Consider the following 15,460-nt stretch of genomic DNA (forward strand, 5'->3'; position numbering starts at 1 on the left):
AGGTCCGGCATTCTCAGGAGTTCGGATTGCAAGCGTTCGTCGCACCGGTCGATGTGACGACAAGGGTGCCGGTCGAGGTCGCGCCGAGGCTGTCTCGAACTACGTAGCTAAAGTTGATGGTACCTTTCAGATCCGTAATGATCTGGACCGTTGACGCGCTGATCACCGATGCTTCGGCAGAAACCCCGCCCGTCCGGCTAATCGATAACAGCACCAGGGGTATATTGCCCTCCGGATCACTGTCGTTTGCGGTCAGATTTACCGTTCCGGTCGACTGACAATGGATGCTGGCCGTGTCAGCGACCGCCACTGGTGGCAGGTTGGTAGGAGTTGGTGTGGGCGTCGGGGTCGGTGTGGGCGTTGGAGTCGGTGTGGGCGTTGGAGTCGGTGTGGGCGTTGGAGTCGGGGTGGGCGTTGGAGTCGGGGTAGGCGTTGGAGTCGGTGTCGAACAGGACGCGGGTGCCGCGGTGCTGACGTCGTAGCGCAACCGATTGCCTGCCGGATCGAAACAGGTGGCCATGGTCACGCCATTGCTCGGGCCGCCGGTGCGGCTGGTCGCGATCAGGCGGCCGAGGGCGTCATAAGCGAAGCTGGTGGTTTCCGATGCGCTGGCGGGCGATCCGCTCATGAAAAGCGCGCACGCGGTTCCGGACAGCAACAGCGAACGTGCGCGCATGCGATTTTCCCCCGTCGGGCGGTGCGCCGCCTAAGCGGCGATCCGTCCCATGGTACCGATGGTGACGAGCGGGGGTGGTGGCGTCAATCGCCGCGGGACGGACTATAACCGATATGGATCAGATAGATGCGCGGTCGGGAGGGTGTCGCTTAGGAGTGGGTCGGAACCGCGTCGTTTTGGATGGGACGGGCCGCCCTGGCGACGGCGTCGGGGCTTTCGCGGGGCTGTGGCAAGGAAGTATTGCGCTACGCCGGGCCGGGACGGCCAGAGTTCTGTCGCGCAATTGAACGGCGTGGCTGACGGAATATCGACCGCTGCGCACAACAACCAGCGTCCCCCGACTGGGCCCCGGCCTTCGCCGGGGAGCGGTTGGGTTTTGATTGGCGACTTGCTTCAGACTGACGGCGAGGGTGCGGCAGGCACCCCCAGACCGCCCACCTAGCCCCGCCCGGCCACCACCGCCGCATCGCTTGCCAGCTTGTCGGCGCGTTCGTTGTCTGGGTGGCCGTTATGGCCCTTTACCCACACCCATTGGATGCGGTGGGGTTTTGCCGCGTCGAGCAGGGCCTGCCAGAGATCGGCGTTCTTGACCGGCTGTTTCGCGGCGGTCTTCCAGCCATTCTTCTGCCAGCCTTTGATCCATTTGGTCAGGCCGTCCATCACGTAGCGGCTGTCGGTCGAGAGGACGACGTGGCACGGGCGCTTGAGCGCGTTCAGGCCCTCGATCGCGGCGGTCAGCTCCATGCGGTTGTTGGTGGTGAGCTTCTCGCCGCCGGAGAGGTCGCGCTCGCTGGTGCCGGAGCGGATCACCGCGCCCCAGCCGCCCGGGCCGGGATTGCCCTTGCAGGCGCCGTCCGTGGCGATTTCGACTTTGGTGAGCTCGGTCATGCGATATCCAGCGGGGTCGTGCGCGCCGCATAGGCATTCAGGCGGCGCAGATAGGCGAGGGGATCCTTGCGCGTGACGAGCGCGTCGGCCGGCGTGTTGAGCCAGTCCCACGCGCGCGACAGCAGGAAGCGGATGCAGGCGCCCCTGGCGAGGGGGATCAGCGCGGCGCGTTCGTCGGCCGTGAGGTCGATCGACTGGGTATAGCCCTGGATCAGCGCGCGGCCGACCGACCAGTCCGCGTTCGTGCCAGTCGCATCGAACGACCAGGCGGTGTGCATGACGGCGAGATCATAGGCGCGGATGTCCGTGCAGGCGAAATAGAAGTCGATCAGGCCCGTGACGGAATCGCCGCGCATCAGCACATTGTCCGGGAAGAGATCGGCATGCACCGTCCCGGTCGGCAGCCCGGCGGGCCAGTGCGCGAGGACCTGGTCGAGCGCGACGCCGACCGAATCGTACAGCCCCGGCGCGATGCCATCGAGATCGCGGCCGCAGCGATCGAACAGCGGGCGCCAGCTGTCGACGCCCATCGAATTGACGCGGGTCAGCGGAAAATCGGCGAGCGCAGCGTGCATCTGGCCGAGCGCGGCACCCGCTGCAAAGGCCTGGGCCGGGGTGGGATGCGAGACGGAGACGCCGGTGAGGAACTCGATCAGGCAGGCGGGGCGGCCTTCGAGCTGGTGGATCACCACGCCTTCCCGGTCGGGGAGCGCGCGGGGCACCGGCAGGGCGTGCGCGCCGAGATGATCGATCATGGCGAAGAAGAAAGGCAGATCGTCGAGATCCACGCGCTTCTCGTAGAGCGTCAGGATGAAGCGGCCTTTGGTCGTATCGACCAGATAATTGCTGTTCTCGACACCCTCGGCGATGCCTTTGGCGGAGACGAGCTCGCCATGATCGAAGCGCGCGAGGAAGGCGCCCAGCGCCTCCGCCGAAACCTGAGTATAGACGGCCATGGGGTTACGCTGCGGCTTCGAGGCCGCGGGGCAGCTTGAAGGCGATCGTCTCGCGCGTCGTCTCGACTTCGAACTCGCTGACGTCGAAACGCTCGGCCAGCCGGTCGACCAGCTCGCGCACCAGCACTTCCGGCGCCGAGGCGCCGGCGGTGAGGCCGAGCGTGCGGACGCCGTTGAGAAAAGCGAAATCGAGCTCGCTTGCGCGCTGGATCAGCCGGGCAGGCGTGCCTTCGCGCATGGCGACTTCGACCAGCCGGACCGAATTGGACGAATTGGGCGCGCCGATCACCAGCATCGCATCGCAGGCAGCGGCGATTTTCTTGACCGCGGCCTGGCGGTTGGAGGTGGCGTAGCAGATGTCCTCGCCGCGCGGTGCCTGGATCACCGGGAAGCGGCGCTGCAGCGCCTCGACGATCTGCGCGGTGTCGTCGACCGAAAGGGTGGTCTGGGTGAGGAAGGCGAGGTTGTTCGGATCGGCCGGCTGAAGCGCGTCGGCATCCTCGAGCGTCTCGACCAGCGACATAGAGCCTTCGGGGACCTGGCCGAAAGTGCCGATCACTTCGGGATGGCCTTCATGCCCGATGAAGATGATGTGGCGCCCCGCCGCGACCAGCCGTTCGGCCTGGCGATGCACCTTGGAGACGAGCGGGCAGGTGGCGTCGAGATAGGAGAGGCCGCGCTGCGCCGCCTTGTGCGGGACGGCCTTGGGCACGCCGTGCGCCGAGAAGACGACCGGCACGCCGTCCGGCACCTGATCGAGCTCCTCGACGAAGATCGCGCCCTTGTCGCGCAGGGCATCGACGACGAACTTGTTGTGGACGATCTCATGCCGGACATAGACCGGCGCGCCATATTTCTCGATCGCAAGCTCGACGATCTGGATCGCGCGATCGACCCCGGCGCAAAAGCCGCGCGGGGCGGCGATCAGCAGTTCGAGCGGGGGTTTGGCGGGGGCGGGCGTCAACTGGTGCATCACCGGCGGCTCTACGCGATTGCTTGCGTGCGGGAAAGCCGGTTCCTATGGTGCGCGTCGTTCCGGGGCCCGGCGCGCGAGCGCGAGGCCCCTTCCTGTGTGATAAGGTGCGTGTGCCCGTGACAGCCCGGAAATTTGCCGTTCCCGTCCTCCTGCTGCTGGTTGCGGGGGGCTGTCGCTCGACCGGCGACATCGACCAGACCGGGGGCATCAGCGCGGTGCGATCCGCCTGCCCGACGGTCGGCGTGCCGGCCGCGACCGGCGACATCACGCTGTTCGATCCCGTAACCAGCACTGTCTCGACCGCGATCGACGTGACCGCGGCGATGACCAATGTGCGTTCGACCTGCGCGGATGCGACCGACGATATCGTCACCACCGTTACCTTCGACATCCAGGCGCGGCGTGCCCGCACCGATGCGGCGCGCGACGTGAGCCTGCCCTATTTCATCACCGTGGTGCGCGGCGGCACGGCCGTGATCGCCAAGCGGGTCGGCCATGTCACGATCCATTTCGAGGCGGGCAAGGACCGCGCGACGGCGAGCGGCCAGGCCACCAGCATCGTTTCGCGCGCGGCCGCCACGCTGCCCGAGGACGTGCGCAAGAAGCTGACCGAGAAGCGCAAGGCCGGCGATACCGACGCCGCGGTCGATCCGCTGAGCCGGCCGGAGATTCGCCAGGCCGTGCTGCGCGCCAGTTTCGAGGCGCTGGTCGGGTTCCAGCTGACCGACGCCCAGCTGAAGTACAACGCCACGCGGTGACCGAGGCAACGGCTTTCGCGCTGCTCGCGGGCCAGGCCCGCATGTTCGCCCGCGGCGAAGCGAGCGCGATCGCCAAGGCGCCCGTCGCCGGGCCAGTGAAGATCGGGTTCCTCGGGCTGGAGGGCGACGAGCAGGCGGACCGGCGCGTGCATGGCGGGCCGGACAAGGCGTTGCATCACTATCCGCACGATCATTATGCCCGCTGGCGCGACGGGCGGGACGAGCCGCTGCTCGCGGCGCCCGGTGCGTTCGGAGAGAATGTCGCGACCCTGGGCCTGACCGAGGAACAGGTGTGCATCGGCGACCGCTTCCGGCTGGGCAGTGCGCTGGTCGAGATCAGCCAGGGGCGGCAACCCTGCTGGAAACAGGGCGAGCGGCTGCACTGGGCCGCGCTGCCGGCGCTGATGGTCAAGGAACGGCGCAGCGGCTGGTATTACCGCGTCATCGAGGAAGGCGTGGCGGTGCCCGGCGACTCGCTCGCGCTGGTCGATCGCCCGCTGCCGGCGTGGACGGTGCGGCGCGTGTTCGGCCTGCTGGTGGCGGGCGAGCACCGCAAGGATTCGGCCGCGCTGACCGTGCTGGCGGCCATGCCCATGCTTTTTGCGGGCTGGCGGGCGCGTGCCGCCGAATTGGCGGCGTTTATGGCCAGTAACGGCGCCAAGCCCGATTGACACCTATGCTGCACCGCGTCACACCGGACCGGTCGATGGCGGGCAACCGGCATGGGCACGCGCGGGAGAGACCCCGGACGCGAAACCCAGCCGAAGCATTTGTTTTGGCCGGGTAACGTGATCCGAGGCGCCGAAGGAGCAACCGCCCCGGAATCTCTCAGGCACACCGGACCGCGCGGGCCTATCGACACTCTGGAAAGCGGCCGAGGCGACGTTCGCCCGGCCCACCGAAGGGGTAAACCGTCGCGCTTCGGCCGATGGTGAAAGCTCTCAGGTTCCCGTGACAGAGGGGGCGGCGGATCGTGGCGCATCAGGCGTCATGCTGCGCCGTTGCACCTTGACGGAGACCAGCTTTGAGCGACACCGAAGGCCCCGAAATCGAAACCCTGGCCCTGCCGCTGGACGGGTGGCACCGTGCGCGGGGCGGCCGCATGGTCGAGTTCGCCGGCTATCACATGCCCGTCCAGTATGACGGCATCATGGCGGAGCATCTTTGGGTGCGCGAGTCCGCCGGACTCTTCGACGTGAGCCATATGGGACAGCTGCTGTTCGCCGACGACGAAGCGGCGGCGGCGCTGGAGGCAGTTCTGCCCGGCGACATCACCGGCCTCGGCCTGTCGAAGATGCGCTATTCGCTGCTGCTCGCCGAGAATGGCGGGATCCTCGACGATCTCATCGTCACGCGGCGCGAGGACGGCCTGTACATGGTCGTCAACGGCGCGACCAAATATGACGACATCTCCTATCTGCTCGATCATCTGCCCGACGACATCACCATCAACATCCTGGAGGAGCAGGCATTGCTCGCGCTTCAGGGGCCGAAGGCGGTCGATGTGCTCGGCCGGCTGGTGCCGGGCGTCGCTGCGCTGACCTTCATGAGCGCGGGCGCGTTCGAGTGGAACGGCACCCCGCTGTGGATCAGCCGCTCCGGCTATACCGGCGAGGACGGCTTCGAGATATCGGTGCCGGCCGAGGCAGTGGTGGCGCTCGCCGATGCGCTCACCGCCGAGCCGGAAGTGAAGCCGATCGGGCTGGGCGCACGCGATTCGCTGCGGCTCGAGGCGGGGCTGCCGCTCTACGGCCATGATCTCGATCCCGAGACGACGCCGGTGATGGCCGATCTCGGCTTCGCGCTGTCGAAGCGGCGGCGCGAGGAAGGCAATTTCATGGGCGCCGAGCGCATCCTGGCCGAGCGCGAGCAGGGGCCGGTGGTCAAGCGCGTCGGGCTGCTGATCGAAGGCCGCCAGCCAGTGCGCGAAGGCGCAGCCGTGATCGATGGCGACGGATCCGAAGTCGGCCGGGTGACGAGCGGCGGGTTTGCGCCGAGCGTCGGTGCGCCGATCGCCATGGGCTATGTGCCGACCGCGCTGGCGGCGCCCGGCACCGTCATCCAGATCGCGCAACGCGGCAAGGTCCACCAGGCGACCGTGACCGCGATGCCCTTCATCCCGCACAATTATGTCCGCGCAGGAGGCAAATGAGATGAGCCGTTACTTCACCGAAGATCATGAGTGGGTCGACGTCGACGGCGATACCGGCACGGTCGGCATCAGCGAATATGCGCAGAGCCAGTTGGGCGACATCGTGTTCGTCGACGTGCCCGCAGCGGGCAAGGAACTCGCCAAGGGCGACGAGGCGGCAGTGGTCGAATCGGTCAAGGCCGCATCCGACGTCTATTCGCCCGTCTCCGGCACGGTGATCGAGGGCAATGCCGCGCTCGGCGACAATCCGGGGCTCGTCAACGAGGAGCCCGAGACCGGCGGCTGGTTCTACAAGCTGACGCTCGGCGATCCCGACGAACTGAAGGCCCTGATGGACGAAGCTGCCTACGCTGCCTTCGTCGCGAAGCTCTGAATTCCTCAGGCCCCTCCCCGAGGGGGGAGGGGAGAAAGACTGCGCATGCGCTATTTGCCTCTTACTGACAACGATCGCCAGGCGATGCTCGCCACGATCGGTGCCAAGTCGATCGATGACCTTTTTGTCGACGTTCCCGCCATCGCCCAGCTCGACGGGCCGATCCACGGCCTGCCCGGCCATGCCAGCGAGCTGGCGGTGGAACGCCATATGTCAGCGCTGGCGCGCAAGAACCTGGCGGCCGGCGATGCGCCCTTCTTCCTGGGATGCGGCGCCTACAAGCATCACGTCCCGGCAAGCGTCGACCACCTCATCCAGCGCGGCGAATATCTGACGGCCTACACGCCCTACCAGCCCGAGATCGCGCAGGGCACGCTGCAGATGCTGTTCGAGTTCCAGACCCAGGTCGCGCGACTGCTCGGCACCGATGTGGCGAACGCGTCGATGTATGATGGCTCGACCGCGTGCTGGGAAGCGATCGGCATGGCGCGCCGGGTGACGAAGCGGGCCAAGGCGATCCTCTCGACCGGGCTGCATCCCCATTATGTCTCGGTCGCGAAGACGATGGCGAAGTTCACCGGCGACGTGCTCGAGACCGGAACGCCTGAGCTCTCGGCCGAGACCGATATCGCGGCGCTGATCGCCGCGATCGACACCGATACGTCCTGCGTGGTGGTGCAATATCCCGATATCCTCGGCCGGATCGAGGATCTGTCGGAACTGGCGGCCGCCTGCCACGCTAAGAAGGCGCTGCTGATCGCGGTGGTGACCGAGCCGGTCGCCCTGGGCGCGATCCGGTCGCCGGGCGAGATGGATGCCGATATCGTCGTCGGCGAAGGCCAGTCGATCGGCGTCGGGCTTCAGTTCGGCGGCCCTTATGTCGGGCTGTTCGGCTGCAAGGAGAAATATGTCCGCCAGATGCCGGGGCGGCTGTGCGGCGAGACCCAGGATGCCGATGGGCGTCGCGGCTTCGTGCTGACCCTGTCGACCCGCGAGCAGCATATCCGCCGCGAAAAGGCGACATCGAACATCTGCACCAATTCGGGGCTGTGTGCGCTGGCCTTCTCGATCCACATGACCCTGCTGGGCGAGGCGGGCCTGCGGGCGCTGGCCGAGACCAACCATGCCGGCGCGGTCGCCGCAGCCGAGCGGCTGGCCGCGGTGCCGGGCGTCGAGCTGGTCAACACCAGCTTCTTCAACGAATTCACCCTGAAGCTGCCGGTCGAGGCGCGGCCCGTGGTGCGCACGCTGGCCGATCGCGGCATCCTGGCGGGCGTGTCGCTCGGGCGGCTCTATCCGGGTGAGGGGGGGCTCGCGAACGGCCTTGTCGTCGCGGTGACCGAGACGACCACGGCGGAGGATGTCGAGACACTCGCCTCCGCGCTGCAGGAGGTTCTGGCATGACCACTCCTCCTTCCATTCGCCCTGAGCTTGTCGAAGGGCTGTTCTTTTCTTTCAACCGTTCAAAAGAAGGGCAGGGCTTCGACAAGCTCAGCCCGAACGGGTTTGTGCGGGGAGTGCTGGCATGACGATCAACGCAAGCGGCTGGCGCCCGGAGCGTCCCGAAGCCGGCGCCGCAACCGCCCCGACCTTTACCGGCAACAAGGCGCTGATGCTGGAAGAGGCGCTGATCTTCGAGATCGGCTCGATCGAAACGACGGGTGTCGAGGTGGCAGCGCCTGCCAAGGTCGCGTCGCGCCTCGGCAGCCTGGGCCGCTCACGGCCGATCGGGCTTCCCGGCCTGTCCGAGCCCGAGGCAGTGCGGCATTATACCCGCCTCTCGCGGCAGAATTACGCCATCGATCTTGGGCTGTTTCCGCTCGGCTCGTGCACGATGAAGCATAATCCGCGCCTCAACGAGAAGATGGCGCGGCTGCCCGGTTTCGCCGACATCCATCCCCTCGCGCCGATCGATACCGTGCAGGGCGCGCTCGAGGTGATCCACCAGCTGGCGCACTGGCTGGTCACGCTGACCGGCATGCACTCCGTCGCGATGAGCCCCAAGGCGGGCGCACATGGCGAATTGTGCGGGATCCTCGCGATCCGCGCCGCGCTCGAAGCGCGGGGCGAGGGGCATCGCAAGGTAATCCTGGTGCCGGAGAGCGCGCACGGCACCAATCCCGCGACGGCGGCCTTTGCCGGCTATTCCGTCGAGGACATCCCCGCGACGAGCGAAGGCCGGGTCGATCTGGCGGCGCTGACCGCGCGGCTCGGGCCGGATGTCGCCGGCGTGATGATCACCAACCCCAATACCTGCGGCCTGTTCGAGCGGGACATGCGCAAGATCTCGGACGCGGTGCATGCGGCGGGCGGCCTCGTTTACTGCGACGGCGCCAACTTCAACGCGATCGTCGGGCGCGTGCGTCCGGGCGATCTCGGCATCGATGCGATGCACATCAATTTGCACAAGACCTTCTCCACCCCGCATGGCGGCGGCGGACCGGGCTCGGGGCCAGTGGTGTTCTCGGAGGCGCTCGCCCCCTATGCGCCGCTGCCGTTCGTCGAGCAGACCGCCGACGGCTTCCGTCTCGTCGAGGAGGAGACCGCCGAGGAGCATCATGCCGGCAGCTTCGGCCGCATGGTTGCCTTCCAGGGCCAGATGGGCATGTTCACGCGCGCCCTGACCTACATCCTCAGCCACGGCGCTGACGGACTGCGCCAGGTCGCCGAGGATGCGGTGCTGAACGCCAATTACATCCTGCGCTCGCTGGACGGCGTGCTCGACGCGCCGTTCGGGGCGTCCGGGCCGTGCATGCACGAGGCGTTGTTCTCGGATTCGAACCTGGCCGAGGGCTTCTCGACGATCGACGTCGCCAAAGGGCTGATCGACGAGGGCTATCATCCGATGACGATGTATTTCCCGCTCGTCGTGCACGGCGCGATGCTGATCGAGCCGACCGAGACGGAGAGCAAGGCGACGCTCGACGAGTTCATCGGCGCGCTGCGATCGGTAGCGGAACGCGCCAAGGCGGGCGACGTCGCGCTGAAATCGGCACCGCATTTCGCGCCGCGCAGCCGGCTCGACGAGACGCTCGCGGCGCGCAAGCCCGTGCTGGTGTGGAAGGATGCCGAGGTCGCGCTCGCGGCGGAATAAGAGCTTCGGGTCAGGCTCGCCGATACAGGTACTTCGCCGGCAGGCCGAGCCTGAGGCTGGCTTGTACCGGCGGGCTGCTCGGCAGCAGGAGCCGGTCCGCCGCCGCGGCGGCCGCGCGGACCAGCGGGCGCTGCCAGGCTTTCAGCCGCCAGCCGTCGAGACCCAGCCGCTCGATCAGGGCAGCGGGGAGCATGTCGACCGCGGCGCGAACGAGCAGGTGCTGGACCGGCCGCAGCGCAGCCGGCAGGGCCGGCACCGTCCTCATGATATCCAGGAATTCGACGATGATCGGCGAGGGGACGAGCCGGCTGTCCATCCGGGCAAACAGCGCCGCCAGTTCCGCTTCGGAGCGCGGTGCACCAGTTGCGCCGTAAAGCCGTGCCGAGGGTTCGGCTTCGGCAAGGAACGCATCGCGCTCGGCCTGGCGGAGCGCCCGGGCATAACGGTGATAGGCATTCATGAAGCCGAACGAAGCGGTCGCCTGCACCCAATCGAGCAGGATTGGGTCGTTCGCCTCGTAAGGCGTGCCTTCGCTCGTCTCGCCGACGACACTGCCATGCGCGCGGACGACGTGCGCGATCATCGTTTCGGCCCGGCTGCGCGGGCCATAGACCGTCATCATCGCGGCGAGGCCAGTGCGTTGCAGCCGGGTGAGCGCGTCGGTGCGAAAGCTGCTATGCTGCCAGACGCCATCGCGCACGCTTGGCTCCGCCAGTTCCAGCACGACTGCGCCAACCCCGCCGATGAACAGCGCGACCGGGTTCTTGAACACCCGCCACGAAATCGAGTCCGGCGGCACCAGCGCCGCTTCGCCCGCGGGCTCGCTGAAATTCCATTGCGGGCCGGACGGCAGCAACCGGCTCGAAGCGCGGTCGATGCGGCGCTGGAGTGGGCCGGGCAGCCATAGGGCAGTCGCGCTCATGTCGCTCTCCGAAGGGAGGGCGATCAACGGGGCGTTGCGCAAATGGTTGCTGCGGTATCGCATATGGATCGGCGCGCGGGTCGGCATGGTGGATTGCCGGGACGAGCCGCCGGCCATCAGAACCAGCGCGGCACCCGCTTGCGGTAGGCGACATAGTCGGCACCGAACCGGTCGGACAGATAGCGCTCCTCGCGCGCGATCACCTGAGTCCGGATCAGCAGGATCGCCACCGGCAGAAGCATCAGCGCGGTGAAGCTGTCGAAGCAGATCGCAAGACCGGCATGAAGCAGTGCCATGCCCAGGTACATCGGGTTGCGGGTGAAGGCGTAGATCCCTGTCGTGACCAGGCTGGTCGTGGGCAGCCAGGGCCTCGGCTCGGTCCCCGCGCGGCGGAAGCGTTCGGTGCCGGCAAGAATCACCGCCACGCCGGCGACGAGCAGCGGAACGCCCGCGACAAAGGACAGCGTGCCGGCAGGGCCGAGCCGACCGGTCAGGCCGGTATAGGCGAAGCCGAGGAGCAGGGTGCCGAGATAGACGAGCGGCGGCGGAAAACCGACCTTCGCGCTGTCCTGATCGACTCGCATCTTTGTGCTCCCGTTCGGCCCATCATGACCGGGCCGTGGAGGTGAAGGCAAGCCTAGACGATCGCCTGTTCGGTCTCGGTCTGGCGTCGGATATGCTCGCGCCAGACGATGTAGAGGCCGCTGCCGATGATGATCGGCGCGCCGATCCAGGTCGGCAGGCCGGGTAGCGTGCCGAACAACAGCCATCCATAGAGCGTCGCCCAGAGCAGCGCGGAATAGTCCATCGGGACGACGATCGACACCGGCCCGAGCTTGAGTGCCGAGGTGAGCGCGAGCTGCCCGAGATTGCCCGCCACCCCGACGCCGATCAGCAGCAGCCATACGCCGAACGGATGATTCTGGTGATCATGAGCATAGGCAATGCCCAGCGGCACCATCGACAGGGTGGTGAACCAGAAGACGGTCGTCATGGCGCTTTCCGTCCGGCCGATCTGGCGCAGCAGGATCGAGACGACGGCGGTGAGGAATCCGGCGGACAGGCCGGCGACGGTGCCCCACAGGGCGAAATGGCCCGAGCCCGGCCGGGCGACGATCAACACCCCAACAAAACCCGCCACGACCGCGAACCAGCGGTGCCAGCCGGTCGGTTCGGCCAGTACCAGGGCGCCGAGGATCGTCGCGAAGATCGGCACGGTGAATTGCAGCGTGGTCGATTCGGCGAGCGGCAGCATCGTCAGCGCGGAGAACAGGCAGGCCATGCTGATCAGGCCGACCACGGCGCGCGCGATATGGGCGCGAAGCTGGCCGGTGCGGATCGTCGCGAGGCCCGGGCCGAGCGCGATCACCGTCGCGACCAGCGGGATGCCGATCGCCTGACGGAAGAACAGGATCTCCGACAGATGCGCGCCGCCCATCTCCGCCAGCTTCACCAGCGCGCCCATCGTCGCGAGGCATACGACCGAGAGCAGGCGCAGCGTGATGGCGGGAAGGATGCGATCGTTGGTTGCCAAATCAGTTCATCCGTCATGCCGCGCCGCCGCCGCTCTTGCGGGACAGCAGGCCGCGTAACAAGTCCGGGGTGACGAATGGGTTCGATGTGGCTAATCGCACCGCATGATCAAGCATGCGCTCCCCGTCACCCGCGAGGCCGACTTCTCCGCCTGGTACCAGTCCGTCATTTCGGAGGCCGATCTCGCCGAGGAATCCGGCGTGCGCGGCTGCATGGTCATCCGGCCATGGGGCTATGGCATCTGGGAGCGGATCCAGCGCCTGCTCGACGACCGGATCAAGGCGACCGGCCATGAGAATTGCTATTTCCCGCTGTTCATCCCGCTGTCCTATTTCGAGAAGGAAGCGGAGCATGTCGAAGGTTTCGCCAAGGAGATGGCGGTCGTCACGCATCACCGGCTGGTGAGCGACGGCAAGGGCGGGCTCATGCCCGATCCGACAGCCAAGCTGGAAGAGCCCCTGGTCGTGCGGCCGACGTCGGAGACGGTGATCGGCACTGCCTTTGCGCGCTGGGTCCAGTCGTGGCGCGACCTGCCGGTGCTGATCAACCAATGGGCCAATGTCGTGCGCTGGGAAATGCGCACGCGCATGTTCCTGCGCACCAGCGAGTTCCTCTGGCAGGAAGGGCATACCGCGCATGCCTCGGCCGAGGAAGCACGCGAAGAGACGCTGAAGATGCTCGAAGTCTATCGCAGCTTCGCCGAGGATTGCCTGGCGCTGCCGGTGGTCGCGGGCGAGAAGCCGGAGAATGAGCGCTTCCCCGGCGCGGTCGCGACCTATTCGATCGAGGCGATGATGCAGGACGGCAAGGCGCTCCAGGCGGGCACCTCGCACTTCCTCGGCACCAATTTCGCCAGCGCGCAGGGCATTCGTTTCCAGAATGCCGCGGGCGAGCTGGAACTGGCCAATACGACGAGCTGGGGCGTGTCGACCCGCATGATCGGCGGCGTGATCATGGTTCATGGCGACGATGACGGCCTGCGCGTGCCGCCGCGCATCGCGCCGTGGCAGATCGTGATCGTGCCGATGCTGCGCGATCAGCCGGAGGACGCGGCGATCGTCGAGTATTGCAAGGCGCTACAGGCGGAGCTGGCGAAACTGTCGGCGTTCGGCGAGCCGGTGCGGGCGCTGCTCGACCTGAAGCCGGCCAAGGCAGCGACCAAGCGCTGGGGCTGGGTCAAGAAGGGCGCGCCGATCGTGATCGAAGTCGGCGGCCGTGATGTCGCGGGCGGCAACGTCTCAGTGATCCGTCGCGACCGGCTGTACCGTGAGGACGGCAAGCTCGACAGCGCCGTAGTGGCGCAGGCCGATTTCATCAGCGAGGCGACAGCTACGCTGGAGGGCATCCAGACGAGTCTGCATGCCGAGGCACGGGAGCGGCTCGAGGCGAACATCGCGCGGGACGTGACCGATTTCGCTGGCATCGAGCGTGCCTTTGCCGAGGGTGTGAAGAACCCGGGCTGGGTCGAGGTGCAATGGTCGAAGCCGACCGGTGCGGCGCTCGAGAAGGTGGTGGAGCGGCTGAAGGGGCTGAAGCTGACGATCCGCAACGCCGCTCTGGATGCGGCTGCGGCGGACGGCGCGTGCGTGTTCACCGGTGAGCCGGCCATCGAGCGGGTATTGGTGGGGCGGTCTTACTGAACGCTGCCAACCTCCGTTCGCCCTGAGCCTGTCGAAGGGCCGTTCTTCCTCCTACGGTCGAGAAGTACGGTGCTTCGACAAGCTCAGCACGAACGGGGACAGGGTTGGTCGCTGCCGTTGAGTTACTCCGGCAGATCCGCCTTCGGGAAACCCGTCCACACCTGATCATAATCCTCGTCGAGCGCGCTGGTTTGCAGCGCCTGGTCGGTCGGGTGGAACACCCAGCGGCTTTCGATCATGAAGGCCATGGTGCCGTCGATCCGGTGCGGCTTGAGATCGGCCTCGCTCGCGCCTTTCCAGCTGGCGACATCGGGCCCGTGCCCGCTCATCTGGTTGTGCAGCGAGAGAGCGCCCGGCACGAACCCGTCGGCCTTCGCGTCATAGGCGCCGGAAATCAGGCCCATGCATTCGCTCATCACGTTGCGGTGGAACCAGGGCGGGCGGAACGTGTCTTCGGCCACCATCCAGCGCGGCGGGAAGATGACGAAATCGATGTTGGCGGTGCCGGGCACGTCGCTGGGCGAGGTCAGCACGGTGAAGATCGAGGGATCGGGGTGGTCGAAGCTGACCGTGCCGATCGTGTTGAAGCGCGCCAGATCATATTTGCACGGCGCGTAATTGCCGTGCCACGCGACGACGTCCAGCGGCGAGCGACCAAGCTCGGTCGTCCACAATTTGCCGAGGAATTTCTGGACCAGCTCAAAATCGCCCTCGCGATCCTCGTACCAGGCGACCGGCGTCTCGAAATCGCGCGGATTGGCGAGGCCGTTGGCGCCGATCGGGCCGAGATCGGGCAGGCGGAACGGCACGCCGTGATTCTCGGCGACATAACCGCGCGCCGGGCCATCGGGCAGCATCACGCGGAAGCGCACGCCGCGCGGGATCAGCGCGATTTCGCCCGGGCGGACGTCGATGCGGCCGAGCTCGGTGAACAGGGTGAGGGCGCCCAGTTCGGGCAGGATCAGCAATTCGCCGTCAGCCGAGACGAAAGCGCGATCGACCATGTCCTTCGCGCAGCGATAGATGTGCATGGCGACGCCGGCCTGGCTCGCCGGGCCTGATCCGGCGACGACCATCGTCGTCAGGCTGTCGAGCCAGTCGACGTCGAGAATGTCGAGCGGGGCCCAGCGCAGGCGGTTGGGGGCGAGCGGTTGCTGGCTGATGCCGGGGGCAAAGGCCTTCGCGCCATCATACCGGGTGAAGGCGGGATGCGCCGCCGAGGGGCGCAGGCGATAGAGCCAGGAACGGCGATTCTCGTGCCGCGGGGCGGTGAAGGCAGTGCCGCTGAGCTGCTCGGCGTAAAGGCCGAAGGGCGGCTTTTGCGGCGAGTTGCGGCCGATGGGGAGGGCGCCGGCGACGGCCTCGGTCGCGAAGTGGTTGCCGAAGCCTGTTTGGTAGGTGGACAATGCCTTGCTCCTCTACCCCTCTCCCCTTGTGGGAGAGGGAGGGGCCCATCGCGCAGCGATGGGAGGGTGAGGGGGACACTCGACCG

Annotated in this window: 16 protein-coding genes and 2 riboswitches; of the genes, 8 read left to right on the forward strand and 8 right to left on the reverse strand. The window is 67.1% G+C overall.

Translation table 11 applies throughout. The features are described from left to right. Positions 1-13 precede the first annotated feature (13 nt). From U1769_RS10020 to ispH, 4 genes are all read right to left on the reverse strand, one after another. Entirely contained in the window at positions 14-676 is a 663-nt protein-coding gene (locus U1769_RS10020; RefSeq protein WP_332715250.1) for an Ig-like domain-containing protein, read from the reverse strand. A 438-nt stretch (positions 677-1,114) separates the two neighbouring features. Then, entirely contained in the window at positions 1,115-1,564 is a 450-nt protein-coding gene (gene rnhA / locus U1769_RS10025) for a ribonuclease HI (protein WP_332715252.1), read from the reverse strand. After that, the gene (gene thrB, locus U1769_RS10030) at positions 1,561-2,520 is read right to left on the reverse strand and encodes a homoserine kinase (RefSeq protein ID WP_332715254.1); all 960 of its coding nucleotides are present in this window, start codon (positions 2,518-2,520) and stop codon (positions 1,561-1,563) included. Before thrB ends, rnhA begins: the two co-directional genes overlap by 4 nt. A gap of 4 nt (positions 2,521-2,524) precedes the next feature. Beyond that, entirely contained in the window at positions 2,525-3,493 is a 969-nt protein-coding gene (ispH, locus tag U1769_RS10035) for a 4-hydroxy-3-methylbut-2-enyl diphosphate reductase (RefSeq protein ID WP_332715256.1), read from the reverse strand. A gap of 119 nt (positions 3,494-3,612) precedes the next feature. On the opposite strand from ispH, the gene U1769_RS10040 reads away from it, so the two are divergent. The 7 genes from U1769_RS10040 (at position 3,613) to gcvPB (ending at position 9,873) form a co-directional block, all read left to right on the forward strand. After that, entirely contained in the window at positions 3,613-4,254 is a 642-nt protein-coding gene (locus U1769_RS10040) for a hypothetical protein (RefSeq protein ID WP_332715258.1), read from the forward strand. 41 nt (positions 4,255-4,295) lie between these two features. Beyond that, positions 4,296-4,925 (forward strand): MOSC domain-containing protein, encoded by a 630-nt coding sequence (locus U1769_RS10045; RefSeq protein WP_443030340.1) that lies wholly within the window; start codon positions 4,296-4,298, stop codon positions 4,923-4,925. 52 nt (positions 4,926-4,977) lie between these two features. Beyond that, positions 4,978-5,109: riboswitch (glycine riboswitch) on the forward strand. Further along, a riboswitch (glycine riboswitch) is annotated at positions 5,110-5,222 on the forward strand. A gap of 56 nt (positions 5,223-5,278) precedes the next feature. Further along, positions 5,279-6,406, forward strand: coding sequence for a glycine cleavage system aminomethyltransferase GcvT (gcvT, locus tag U1769_RS10050; protein WP_332715262.1), 1,128 nt, complete (start codon positions 5,279-5,281; stop codon positions 6,404-6,406). A 1-nt stretch (position 6,407) separates the two neighbouring features. Continuing rightward, positions 6,408-6,779 (forward strand): glycine cleavage system protein GcvH, encoded by a 372-nt coding sequence (gene gcvH / locus U1769_RS10055; RefSeq protein ID WP_332715264.1) that lies wholly within the window; start codon positions 6,408-6,410, stop codon positions 6,777-6,779. Positions 6,780-6,824: 45 nt separating this feature from the next. After that, positions 6,825-8,183, forward strand: a complete 1,359-nt coding sequence (gene gcvPA / locus U1769_RS10060) for an aminomethyl-transferring glycine dehydrogenase subunit GcvPA (RefSeq protein WP_332715266.1) — start codon at positions 6,825-6,827, stop codon at positions 8,181-8,183. Next, positions 8,180-8,308: a hypothetical protein gene (locus tag U1769_RS10065; protein WP_332715268.1), complete on the forward strand. Its 129-nt coding sequence runs from the start codon at positions 8,180-8,182 to the stop codon at positions 8,306-8,308. The genes gcvPA and U1769_RS10065 overlap by 4 nt, the downstream gene beginning before the upstream one ends. Continuing rightward, positions 8,305-9,873, forward strand: coding sequence for an aminomethyl-transferring glycine dehydrogenase subunit GcvPB (gene gcvPB, locus U1769_RS10070; RefSeq protein WP_332715270.1), 1,569 nt, complete (start codon positions 8,305-8,307; stop codon positions 9,871-9,873). The genes U1769_RS10065 and gcvPB overlap by 4 nt, the downstream gene beginning before the upstream one ends. A 10-nt stretch (positions 9,874-9,883) precedes the next feature. Here the strand turns inward: gcvPB and U1769_RS10075 are convergent, their stop codons facing one another. From U1769_RS10075 to U1769_RS10085, 3 genes are all read right to left on the reverse strand, one after another. After that, positions 9,884-10,795: an oxygenase MpaB family protein gene (locus tag U1769_RS10075; protein ID WP_332715272.1), complete on the reverse strand. Its 912-nt coding sequence runs from the start codon at positions 10,793-10,795 to the stop codon at positions 9,884-9,886. Positions 10,796-10,911: 116 nt separating this feature from the next. After that, on the reverse strand, positions 10,912-11,379 hold the full coding sequence (locus tag U1769_RS10080; protein ID WP_332715274.1) for a methyltransferase family protein: 468 nt from the start codon (positions 11,377-11,379) through the stop codon (positions 10,912-10,914). 53 nt (positions 11,380-11,432) lie between these two features. Beyond that, positions 11,433-12,329 carry a DMT family transporter gene (locus U1769_RS10085; protein ID WP_332715276.1) on the reverse strand — a complete coding sequence of 299 codons (897 nt, stop codon included), beginning with the start codon at positions 12,327-12,329 and terminating at the stop codon, positions 11,433-11,435. A 103-nt stretch (positions 12,330-12,432) separates the two neighbouring features. Here U1769_RS10085 and proS point away from each other — a divergent pair, with 103 nt between their 5' ends. Further along, positions 12,433-13,968, forward strand: a complete 1,536-nt coding sequence (gene proS / locus U1769_RS10090; protein WP_332715278.1) for a proline--tRNA ligase — start codon at positions 12,433-12,435, stop codon at positions 13,966-13,968. Positions 13,969-14,090: 122 nt separating this feature from the next. Here proS and hmgA read toward each other — a convergent pair whose 3' ends face one another. Beyond that, positions 14,091-15,374 carry a homogentisate 1,2-dioxygenase gene (gene hmgA, locus U1769_RS10095; protein WP_332715280.1) on the reverse strand — a complete coding sequence of 428 codons (1,284 nt, stop codon included), beginning with the start codon at positions 15,372-15,374 and terminating at the stop codon, positions 14,091-14,093. Positions 15,375-15,460: the final 86 nt, after the last annotated feature.

This window comes from Parasphingomonas zepuensis (genome assembly GCF_036663735.1).
GTDB lineage: Bacteria > Pseudomonadota > Alphaproteobacteria > Sphingomonadales > Sphingomonadaceae > Sphingomonas.

Bases quoted from the DNA above. Each gene is read 5' to 3' on its own strand.
- gcvPA (WP_332715266.1), top strand. From the start codon at position 6,825: ATGCGCTATTTGCCTCTTACTGACAACGATCGCCAGGCGATGCTCGCC.
- U1769_RS10075 (WP_332715272.1), bottom strand. From the start codon at position 10,795: ATGAGCGCGACTGCCCTATGGCTGCCCGGCCCACTCCAGCGCCGCATC.
- U1769_RS10080 (WP_332715274.1), bottom strand. From the start codon at position 11,379: ATGCGAGTCGATCAGGACAGCGCGAAGGTCGGTTTTCCGCCGCCGCTC.
- U1769_RS10065 (WP_332715268.1), top strand. From the start codon at position 8,180: ATGACCACTCCTCCTTCCATTCGCCCTGAGCTTGTCGAAGGGCTGTTC.
- thrB (WP_332715254.1), bottom strand. From the start codon at position 2,520: ATGGCCGTCTATACTCAGGTTTCGGCGGAGGCGCTGGGCGCCTTCCTC.
- proS (WP_332715278.1), top strand. From the start codon at position 12,433: ATGATCAAGCATGCGCTCCCCGTCACCCGCGAGGCCGACTTCTCCGCC.
- U1769_RS10020 (WP_332715250.1), bottom strand. From the start codon at position 676: ATGCGCGCACGTTCGCTGTTGCTGTCCGGAACCGCGTGCGCGCTTTTC.
- ispH (WP_332715256.1), bottom strand. From the start codon at position 3,493: ATGCACCAGTTGACGCCCGCCCCCGCCAAACCCCCGCTCGAACTGCTG.
- gcvH (WP_332715264.1), top strand. From the start codon at position 6,408: ATGAGCCGTTACTTCACCGAAGATCATGAGTGGGTCGACGTCGACGGC.
- gcvPB (WP_332715270.1), top strand. From the start codon at position 8,305: ATGACGATCAACGCAAGCGGCTGGCGCCCGGAGCGTCCCGAAGCCGGC.
- U1769_RS10045 (WP_443030340.1), top strand. From the start codon at position 4,296: ATGTTCGCCCGCGGCGAAGCGAGCGCGATCGCCAAGGCGCCCGTCGCC.
- rnhA (WP_332715252.1), bottom strand. From the start codon at position 1,564: ATGACCGAGCTCACCAAAGTCGAAATCGCCACGGACGGCGCCTGCAAG.